The 2,712-nt window shown below is 58.1% G+C and carries 3 protein-coding genes; 1 reads left to right on the top strand and 2 read right to left on the bottom strand.

The window, feature by feature from the left end; translation table 11 throughout:
* Positions 1-134: 134 nt before the first annotated feature.
* The gene (locus ACI7MX_RS22940) at positions 135-530 is read right to left on the bottom strand and encodes an antitoxin VbhA family protein (protein WP_405592109.1); all 396 of its coding nucleotides are present in this window, start codon (positions 528-530) and stop codon (positions 135-137) included.
* Positions 531-533: 3 nt separating this feature from the next.
* Positions 534-1,043 (bottom strand): hypothetical protein, encoded by a 510-nt coding sequence (locus tag ACI7MX_RS22935; protein WP_405592112.1) that lies wholly within the window; start codon positions 1,041-1,043, stop codon positions 534-536.
* Positions 1,044-1,768: 725 nt separating this feature from the next.
* Between ACI7MX_RS22935 and mobV the strand changes: the two genes are divergently transcribed.
* A partial coding sequence (gene mobV / locus ACI7MX_RS22930) for a MobV family relaxase (protein ID WP_405634610.1) occupies positions 1,769-2,712 on the top strand: 944 nt, incomplete at its 3' end.

Here is a 2,712-nt window from a genome sequence, read left to right as displayed (position 1 = left end):
AGGGGCTTACCAAGGACCAAGTGACCCAAGTACTGAGGGTGGCCATGACATTTCAGGTCGAGAATGCCAAGGCCAAGGAGCAGGCGAAGGCGATCAACCGCGATAAGCCCATGAGCAGGCCAGAGCGCGGGCAATCACGTTGATTCAATGGATCGCTTGATGAATTCGTCGAGGGTAATTTCACCCTCCATGAAAGCCCTGGCGAGCTCTTCATCCTCTACGGAGGGCTTAAAGCCCTCCAGTCCTACCGATGCGCGAGCAAAGTCCACTGCCTCCAACCGTTGCAGCCGCTCGCCAGAGGTGTATCGATCAAGGATCGCGAGTTCGTCGGTGGCGCCCTCAGTAGTGAGAACGACCCGGAGCTCCGCTGCGTAGGCTGGATCGGCCTGTAAGACCTTTCGCATGGCGTCATCGTGGGAACGATCTACACCCTGTCGGGTTACGAAAATGGGAAGCGGCAACGGGATGTCGTCTGCGTCGCCGATCTCGATGAAATGGGGCTCTGAGCCCGGTGGGTTGTTCTGACTCATGGGTTAACCCTCGATTGGATGCCCCGGGAAGGCCCTTGGAGTCCCGGCAGCATCACGCCTCGCCAGTTCGATGCGCTCTTCTGCCCAAGGGTCTGGGATTTCCAAGCTTGGAAGGTCAGCGTCGACCAGCGATGGCTGAGAAGGTGGTGGCAGCCCATCGCCGTGTGGCAGCTGCATATCTCCCGGAGAGAGGGACGGCAGTTGACGCAGTGGGGGGCGATCATCTGCGATGGGCGCATCCTGTTCGGCCTCTCTGACCAAAATACGGGCGTCAAAGGCCGCATAGCGCTGGTTGTCACGTTTGTCAGCCCAAGCGACCCGCCGGTTAACAACGTAGACGTTTACCCCACCACGCTCGCTGCCAACGCGCACAACCTCAATCCAGTGCTCTTCGACGAGGACGGCAAGCGCTCGTTTGACTGTGTTGAGGCTCACATTCATGAGGGATGCCAGCGTGGCTTGGCTGGTGGCGACCGCTGCGTCTTTGCCCATGTTGGCGACCAGCAGGTGCATCAGCTGAGCTGCTTTAGGCTTCCGTCCGATGAGTGCTGACCACGCCTCATGAGCGGCACGCTCGGTCTGGACCCATGTTCCCCTAACGTCTTTCTCTGGCACAACGCAGCCCTTAAAATTTTGGACGATACGAGACATTACAGTGGACGATATCGTACACGCAAGGACGATATGTATCACCAAATGAGCTAGGGGTAGCTCATCTAGGGTGAGCTAGGGGTAGCTCATCTAGGGTGAGCTACCCCCCCCTCGCAACTCATTGATTTAAAAGGGTTTTTAAATTACCCCTTCTTATGATCTAAACCGCGTTCTAGATCTTGATCTTGCTGTGCCTGTGATCTTGCTTCCCAGATTCAAAGAATCAGGCTGTTCTCTAGCTCAAGGTGACAGCCAGTGCAGTGACCGAAGGGCGCTGTGCTGGCTGGCGCCCAACAAGCGAAGCGCGTTAGGACGGTGGGTCACGCACCGCGATCTTTGGTTGAGATCCAGCGGCCTTCCAGTCGCTGTGCGCCGTCCACTACCTCGCAAGGGTGTGGATCGGTGTACGGCTGCTTCGCTCCTTCACGCCGCGCCTTCGGCCTGCGCGCTCCGCTTGCGGGCGAACAGGTTGGGGCTTGCTCTTGCCTTGGCTTTTCGAACGATCTTTGCGAAGCAAAGTCTAGTGAGTACACTTCAAGGAAGTGGCCCAGCGGAGCTAGGCGGCATTTCAGCGGATTGGGGATGGTATGGCATACGCAATCATGCGGGCAAAGAAGCTCGCCAACATGGGGTCAGTGGCGGCCTCGATGCAGCATTGCTACCGGGAGCGCGAGACTCACAATGCTGACCAGGAGCGCACACCCAACAATCAGCACCTGGGCGCGAAAACCACGGATGAGGCGATGGGCAAATTGCGGGCTTTGCTGCCAGAGAAACGGCGCAAAGACGCGGTTTTGGCCGTCGAATACGTGATGACAGCCAGCCCTGAGTGGTTCGCTAAGGCGACACCAGAACAGGAAAAGGCGTTCTTCCAGCGATCCCTTCAATGGCTGGCCGACAAGTACGGAGCGGATCGCATCGTCACAGCCAGCATTCACCGGGACGAAGCCACGCCGCACCTGTCCGCTTTCGTGGTACCGCTGACGCAGGACAAGCGGCTGAGCGCGAAGGAGTTCATCGGCAGTCGGGACAAGATGCGTGCAGACCAGACCAGTTATGCCGGCTGTGTTGCTGATTTGGGCCTCGATCGCGGGATCGAAGGCAGCAAAGCCACACACCAGACGATTCAGCAGCACTACACGGCGCTAGAACGTGGCGTTGCGCCGCTGGTAACGATCAGCCCGACTGCTGTGGAACCACGGGTTTTGCGCAAAGGGCTGTTTTCCAACGATGTCGAGACGCCAGAGGTGGTGGCTCAGCGATTGACTAAAGCGGTTAACGAAGGGTTCGCAGGGACGATTGCGACGGCCTCTACAGCGCTTCAGGAGCGTCGTAGAGCCAAAGAGCTGCAAGATACGGCCAACGACCTCAGAAAGCAGCTCGAAGGCATACAGGCGCCTTTCAAGGGGCTTACCAAGGACCAAGTGACCCAAGTACTGAGGGTGGCCATGACATTTCAGGTCGAGAATGCCAAGGCCAAGGAGCAGGCGAAGGCGATCAACCGCGATAAGCCCATGAGCAGGCCAGAGCG

Source organism: Pseudomonas sp. 2024-210, from assembly GCF_045062345.1.
Lineage (GTDB): Bacteria > Pseudomonadota > Gammaproteobacteria > Pseudomonadales > Pseudomonadaceae > Aquipseudomonas.
The sequence above is the reverse complement of the archived record's forward strand: the minus strand, read 5'-3'. Positions and strand labels throughout refer to the sequence as shown.

What these genes read in the sequence shown, in the direction of transcription:
- ACI7MX_RS22940 (WP_405592109.1), bottom strand. Translation starts at nt 530, where the DNA reads ATGAGTCAGAACAACCCACCGGGCTCAGAGCCCCATTTCATCGAGATC.
- ACI7MX_RS22935 (WP_405592112.1), bottom strand. Translation starts at nt 1,043, where the DNA reads ATGCACCTGCTGGTCGCCAACATGGGCAAAGACGCAGCGGTCGCCACC.